At 71.7% G+C, this 6833-nt stretch carries 7 protein-coding genes; 6 read left to right on the top strand and 1 reads right to left on the bottom strand.

What is annotated here, in order from left to right:
* The 3 genes from VF697_RS08020 to VF697_RS08010 all read left to right on the top strand — a co-directional run.
* On the top strand, window positions 1-1171 hold a 1171-nt coding region (locus VF697_RS08020), incomplete at its 5' end, for a hypothetical protein (protein ID WP_331092920.1).
* Window positions 1164-1961, top strand: coding sequence for an SEC-C domain-containing protein (locus VF697_RS08015; protein ID WP_331092918.1), 798 nt, complete (start codon window positions 1164-1166; stop codon window positions 1959-1961). The genes VF697_RS08020 and VF697_RS08015, both read left to right, overlap by 8 nt.
* A gap of 165 nt (window positions 1962-2126) precedes the next feature.
* On the top strand, window positions 2127-2477 hold the full coding sequence (locus VF697_RS08010) for a hypothetical protein (RefSeq protein WP_331092916.1): 351 nt from the start codon (window positions 2127-2129) through the stop codon (window positions 2475-2477).
* Between the two features lie 81 nt (window positions 2478-2558).
* On the opposite strand, the gene VF697_RS08005 is transcribed toward VF697_RS08010, so the two are convergent.
* A complete protein-coding gene (locus tag VF697_RS08005; RefSeq protein WP_331092914.1) occupies window positions 2559-3218 on the bottom strand; it encodes a hypothetical protein in 660 nt (219 codons plus the stop codon).
* Window positions 3219-3420: 202 nt separating this feature from the next.
* Here VF697_RS08005 and VF697_RS08000 point away from each other — a divergent pair, with 202 nt between their 5' ends.
* The 3 genes from VF697_RS08000 to VF697_RS07990 all read left to right on the top strand — a co-directional run.
* Window positions 3421-4266 carry an alpha/beta fold hydrolase gene (locus tag VF697_RS08000; RefSeq protein ID WP_331092912.1) on the top strand — a complete coding sequence of 282 codons (846 nt, stop codon included), beginning with the start codon at window positions 3421-3423 and terminating at the stop codon, window positions 4264-4266.
* 85 nt (window positions 4267-4351) lie between these two features.
* Window positions 4352-4555, top strand: coding sequence for a hypothetical protein (locus VF697_RS07995; protein ID WP_331092910.1), 204 nt, complete (start codon window positions 4352-4354; stop codon window positions 4553-4555).
* 211 nt (window positions 4556-4766) lie between these two features.
* On the top strand, window positions 4767-6833 hold a 2067-nt coding region (locus tag VF697_RS07990; protein ID WP_331092908.1), incomplete at its 3' end, for a ligand-binding sensor domain-containing protein.

The following is a 6833-nucleotide window of genomic DNA, read 5'->3' as shown; positions in this document are numbered from 1 at the left end:
CCAACGTGAGAACAGGATGTCGCGCGAGCGGGAGCGTCCCTCCCGGTCGGGGGACCCGGCCGTGGACAATGAGGAGGAGGGGCTGCCGATGACCTTCTATGAGCGGCTGGAGGCCGCCTCCCTCGAGGAGAAGCTGGTGCTGGCGCGCGAGGCCGCCAGTCACCCGCGCTTCGACGAGGAGGATCTCTTCGAGGTGGGCAACCGGCTCGAGGAGGCACTCGACACCGCCGGGCGGTACGCGGAGTTCGAGGGCGTGCTCGAGGCGTGGAAGGAGCTCGCGCCGCGCGCGTACGACGTCGAGCCGGCGGTGCGCACCTGGCGCGTGGAGCTGGCCCTCCGGCTGCCGGGCCGGGACGTGGCGGGCGCGCTCACCACGCTCGCGCGGGACACGGGAGATGCGGACCTGCTGCTGCGCCTGTCCGAGTGGTGTCTCTACCGCGGCCGGGTCGATGAGGCCTGGGCCGGGCTGCTGGAGGGCTGGTCCCAGGTGCGCGAGGACGAGACGCTCGCCGAGTGGACGCGGGTGGACTACGTGTCGCGCGCCACGCTGACGTGCATGGATGCCGCGCTGCGCGCCGAGCCGGGCCTGCCCCCGGAGCGGTTGAACGAGCGGCTCTCGGTCTTCGCCCGAGCGGCGCCACACTGGGCCGAGAAGGCCCTGCTGTTGCGCACCGGCCGTCAGCCGTGGAAGCACCCTCCCGGGCCCCTGCTGCAAATCCCCCCGGGGGACATGTTCGACGAGCAGCGGGCGCTGGTGATGGCCCTCGAGCCGGAGCTGCGGCTGCGTCAGGGCTGGCCCTGGGGGCGTACGCAGCTCATCTACCCGGAGCTCTACCACCTGATGCCCGGGCCGCTCGGGCACGGCGGCCGGGTGCTGACGCCCCGGGACATGCTGCTGCCCGACCCCAAGGACGTGGAGCACTGGGTGGTGAGCTTCCCCGAGGACCGGGGCCTGCACCCGCATGTGCATGCCGCCACCGCGCTGGCGCTCCGTCCCTGGGGCGAGTTCCTGCACGGGCTCGGGCTGGTGGACGACGCGGAGCTGGCGGAGTGGTGGGAGCGCGTGTGGCAGCACCTGGCGCCCCTGCCCGAGCAACTCACGGTGGCGCATGATCCACTGCTCGTGGAGGAAGCCCACCGCTACCTGCGAGGGGGGTGGCCCCATGGGTAAGCACGACGTGCGGACGTTGGTGCGCCAGTTGTTGGAGTACGCGCAGGAGGAGCTGGCCGCGGAGCTGCGCTCGGACATCCTCGCGCGGGGCTCCGAGGCGGTGGAGCCGCTGCTGGAGCTGGTGCGCGAGGGAGAGGAGCTGGTGGCCGTGCATGCGGTGGAGCTGCTCACGGAGTTGAAGGCACCCGAGGCCCTCGCGACCCTGGTGGAGCGGCTGCGGCTCACCGAGCCCGGGGAGATGCTCCATGACGCGCTCCTCTTCGGACTCGAGGAGTGGGGGGCCGAGGTGGCGCCGGTCGCGTTGGAGGTCCTCACGCGCACCCAGGACGCGGATCAGCGCCTGGGGGTGCTCTCCGTGCTGGCCCGCTCCGGCAGCAGGGACGAGCGCGTCCTCCCGGCGCTCCTCGCGCAGCTCCAGGAGGCGCCCGTGCAGGGCGCGTTGAACCTGGCGCGCTATGGGGACCCGCGGGCCATCGAGCCCTTGAAGCAGGCCCTCGAGGCCTACCCCTTCGAGGAGGAGGCGGAGGATCTGTTCGCCAATCAGGCCGTCGTCGAGATGGACCTCGCCATCGAGGACCTCGGGGGCTCGCTCGAAGGCGCTCAGCGGGGAAAGGCCGAGCGGGCGAGGAACTGCCTGCTCCGGCTCGGCGCGCTGTTCCGGGTGCTGCTCGATGATCTGCACGCGCGGCCCGCGGTGCGAGAGGCGCCCGCGGACCGCAACGCCCCCTGCTGGTGTGGCAGCGGGCAGAAGTACCTGCGCTGCCACCTGGGCCGGGACGGCGGCCGGTAGCGCGGGGAGCCCTGGCGCCTGGCTCGGGCCGGGGCTCCGCGGGGACGGCGAAAGCGTGGGCGCTCCCAGCGGGCGCTGCCCGGTAGCGCACGGGGAGCGGACGAGCCGGTTGCGGGCGGCACCGGGACGGAGGAGGGTGGGCCCACGCGGGAGGCATGCACGGCGATGAGTGATGAGCGGAGCTGGAGGCTGGCGGAGGGGGGCAGCACGCTGGGGCTGGAGGGCGCGGAGGGCGGCACCATCGTCCGGGACGAGGAGCACCCGGCGGGGTTGCGGCTCACGCTGGAGGAGGATGCGTCGCGCTCCTTCCATGCGCTGACGTGCACGGTGTCGGGCTGGCTGGTGCACCGCCGCTACTTCGACAGCGACGCGAAGGCCGTGGAGGCCTGGGAGGAGATGAAGCCAGCGCTGGTGGAGCTGGTGGTGCAGCTGCCGGCGGAAGGGGCGAAGGGGATGGATCCGGCGACGCGGGCGGCGGGGGCGAAGCTGGGCGCCTTCCTCGCGCGCTTTCCCTGAGGGCCCCCGGGAACGAACACGGGGAGGCCCGAGGGCGCGAGGGCCCTGGACCTCCCGAATCCGCCGGAGGGGGTGCGCCGGCTAGTAGGTGCCGCCGATCTGCAGCAGCGCCTGATAGCGACCGTCACCAATGCCGTTGTCGGGAGCGAACTCCTGCTCGAACGGGATGTTGTAGTCCACGCGTGCGTCGGCGGTGAGCAGCTTGCCCATGTTGTAGCGCAGGCCCACGCCGGCTGGCACGTAGCCACTGGTGTCATCGACGAAGCCGAACACCGGGCCGGCGCCGCGCACGTTGTGGTTCTGGATGCCGATGCCGCCCAGCACGTAGGGCTGGAGCTTCGTCGAGGTGAGGCCGAGGGTGACCGCCGCCTGGCCGCCCTGGCGCACGATGTCCGCGCCATCCGCCACGCCACCGGGTCCGGCCGTGTCGATGTCGTTGAGGGCGCCGTTGTAGTTCAGCTCGAAGCCGAGCATCTTCCAGGGCCGGATGCCGACGGTGGCGCCGTAGGCGAAGCCTGGGTTCAGCTCGGAAGCGTTCGCACCGGTGTAGCCCTCGGTGCCGCCGCCGAGCAGGATGTAGAGGCCCTTGTCCGCGCCCTTGTCCTCGTTGGCCCGGTACATCGACCGGGTCTCATCCTGGCCGGAGCCGCCGTAGCCCGGCTGCTTCCAGTCGTCCCCGGCCAGCGCCGCGCCGCCCCACAGCGCTGCTACGCACAACCCCATCCGAATGACGGACTTCATGTTGGACTCCTTTTTGAGTGTCCGCTGGCAACGTGGGGTTGGGGACAGAGGGACTGCAACGGAGTGTGAACATGTGGCTCGTCCCCCAGGTCGCTCCCCGGAGGACGGTGAGGGCGCTTCTTGGGGTCGACGTGTCCCCAGGCGATTTGAAGTGCTCTTTCGGGCCGTGGCAGGGTCTTTTCCTCACTTTGGAGGAAATTCCATGAAAGCAGTCGCGGCCCTCACCCTCGCGGTGTCGTGTCTGGTGGCCTCGGAGGCCGAGGCGCAGTGCGCCACCTCGTGCGCCACCGTCACCCCGAAGCAGCCCGTCGTCCTCGTCCACGGGCGCAACGACAACGCGGCGCGTTGGGACGCGCTCGTCGCGAGCTGGAGCACCCGCGGGTACACGGAGGGTGTGAATCTCTTCCGGCTCGACCTGACGCGCGACTGCGGCGCGGCGGACTTCTGCTCGCCCCTGCCCGGCTACACGGGTGGCTTCGTCAATGAGAGCTATGCCCGGTGCCTCGCGTCCTTCATCGACAAGAAGGTGCCGTGCGTCAACGGCTCCTGCCCGGCGGTGGACCTGGTGGGCCACTCGCAGGGCACGGTGCTGGCGCGCTACTACACGCGCTTCCTGGCCAACCGGGTGGTGAATGACCTGGTGGTGATGGCCTCGCCGCACAACGGTATCACCAACTGCGGCCTCGTCGCCGGCTGCGCCGGGGTGAACCCGGAGGACTGCTCCGGCAGTGCCTTCTTGAAGAAGCTCAACGGGGTGGGGCCCGAGGGCGATGGCTCCAACGACGAAACGCCCGGCGCCACCTTCCTGGGGCCGGTGCACTACGCCGCCGTGGTGAGCGATGGGGACACGGTGGTGCCGCCCTGGTGCGGCGGGTACTTCCTGGTGGACCCGGCCACGCGCACGGGGGCCACCCTCGACTGCCGCCGGCCCAACTACACGGTGGACCCGGACTCCAGCTCCTGCTTCCTGCCCAAGGTGCAGCACCTGGTGGTGCCGCGCGACACCAACGCCATCCACTTCGCCTACTGCGAGGTCAACCGGGACTGAGGCCTCGGGGCCCGGAGGACCTGAGATGTCAGACCCGGATGGGAGAGTGCGTCAGGTGCGGCGTTCTCTCCCAGGGGGGTTCACCATGTTCCACGAGACCGGACAGCATTCGTTCACCGAGTCGGACAGCGCGGACCTCGACTTCCTGTGTGCACGGGGCGCGGGAGGCGCGGGGAAGGACGCTTCGCGGCCCGGGACGCACGGGCTGCCGTCCTTCGTCTCGTCGGAGCCTCCGCGCTCCGAGGGCGAGGCGCTGCTGCGGCGCATCTTCTCGCGCGGCGGGGCGTAACCCCCCGGGCAAACCCATCGTGGGACCTCCAACGAAGCTCGGTATTCGGGAGGCCACGCTCTTGCCCGGCTACTCGCTTGTTTTTCCTGGGGAATCCCGTTTCCAGGCCTGAAAGGAAGGGCTCCCGGCCGGGTAGCAGGCTATTTCACGGACTCAGTTTGATTCCGGGCTGTCGGACATGGCACATCTTGCCTGAATGCGACGAGTCGGGATGCACGGCCTGTTGGGGCTGGCCATGTCGGTGCTGGTGGGCCTGGGCGGGCCCGCGCACGCGCTCGATCCGAACCGCCGCGTCACCCAGTACAGCCAGGACGCCTGGAAGGACGAGGACGGGCTGCCGCAGAACTCCGTCTACGCGCTCGCGCAGACGCGCGACGGCTTCCTGTGGGGGGCGACGTGGGAGGGACTCGCCCGGTTCGACGGGGTGCGCTTCACCGTGCTGGACAAGCGCAACACCCCCGAGCTGCGTGACGAGCTGAGCCGCGCGCTCGTCGTGGACGCGGCGGGCACGCTGTGGGTGGGCACGGGGCGGGGCGTCCTCTCCTACCGCGAGGGGCGCTTCCAGCGCGTGGCCCCGGAGTCGGCGCTGGGCGAGGTGGAGGTGCACGCGCTCGTGCCGGTGGGCGACGGGAGCCTGTGGGTGGGGGCCGAAGAGGGGCTCTTCCTCCTGCGGGACGGGCAGGTGCGGCGCTACGGCACCGAGGAGGGGCTGCCTTCCAACAAGGTGGAGTCGCTGCTGCTGGACCACGAGGGCGTGCTGTGGGTGGGGACGACCCGCGGACTGGCGCGCCTGTCCCAGGGCCGCGTGGAGCCGGTGCGCCTGCCCGGAGGCGTGGGCGGGGTGGCGGTGCGGGCGCTGCTCGAGCGGCGGGACGAGTCGCTGTGGGTGGGCACGGACGTGGGCCTCGTCCGCTTTCAGGAGGATCGCGCTCGGCTCGTCCCCTTCCAGGAGGGGGCTCCGGGCGAGCAGGTGAACGCGCTCGCGGAGGACCGTGACGGCAACCTGTGGGTGGGCACCGAGAAGGGCCGGCTGTGGCGCGGCTCGGGGGCGGGCTTCTCCCTGCTCGGGCCGAAGCAGGGCTTCTCCGGCGGGAGCGTGAAGTCCCTGCGAGAGGATCGCGAGGGCTCCCTCTGGGTGGGCACGTTCATGGGCGGCCTCTACCGGCTGCGGGACGCGCCCTTCATCGCCTTCGGCCAGCCCGAGGGCCTCGTGGACGAGCTGGCCACGGTGGTGCTGGAGGATCATCAGGGCGCGCTGTGGATGGGCTCCTACGCGGGAGGGTTGACCCGGCTGAAGGACGGCGTGCTCACCCACTTCGGGCGGGAGGAGGGGCTCACCCAGGAGACCATCCGCGCCATCACCGAGGACCAGGACGGCACGCTGTGGGTGGGCACCCCCGGGGGCGTCTTCCACTTCGATGGCCGGGGCTTCACCCGGATGGGCCGCGAGCACGGGCTGGCGGATGACCTCGTCTTCTCCCTCTTCGTCGACTCGCGGGGCGACCTGTGGATTGGGACGCTCGGGGGCCTGTGCCGCGGGCGCGGGGGCGCCTTCACCTGCTTCGGCCCGGAGCACGGCGGCCCGGTGGACACCGTCCCCACCATCGTCGAGGACTCCGAGGGGACGCTCTGGTTCGGCTCCTTCGGGGGGCTGTACCGGCTGTCGGCGGGCGACACCTTCACGCGCTTCACCACGGCGGACGGGCTCACGGGCAACCGGGTCATCGACCTGTACGCGGACCCGCGCGGGGGCCTGTGGGTGGGGACGAGCACGGGGCTCACCCTGCTGCGGGGTGGGCGCTTCACGCGCTTCACCATCGCGCAGGGCCTGGCCGACGACGCCGTCTTCCGCATCCTCGAGGACGCGGAGGGGCACCTGTGGATGAGCTGCAACAAGGGCATCTCGCGGGTGTCCCGGCGCGAGCTGGAGGAGGTGGCCGAGGGCCAGCGCACCGCGGTGCGCGCGCTCATCTTCGACAGGCGCGACGGCCTGCGCAGCGCCGAGTGCAACGGCGCCCTGTCACCCGCGGGGTGGCGCTCGCGCGACGGGCGCCTGTGGTTCCCCACGCTCAAGGGCGTGGTGGCGGTGGACCCGAGGAACCTGGTGGTGCGCCGCCCGCTGGCCGAGCCGCGCCTGGAGGAGGTGCGGGTGCAGGGCCGGCCGGTGCGGCTCTCGGGCGGGCTGGTGCTGGAGCCGGGGCAGCGGGACGTGGAGTTCCGCTTCACCGCGCTGTCGCTGGGGGACTCCACGCGGCTGCCCCTGCGCTACCGGCTGGTG

This window comes from Archangium sp., from assembly GCF_036388035.1.
Classification (GTDB): Bacteria; Myxococcota; Myxococcia; order Myxococcales; family Myxococcaceae; genus Archangium.
This window is presented reverse-complemented; position numbering and strand designations above follow the sequence as displayed.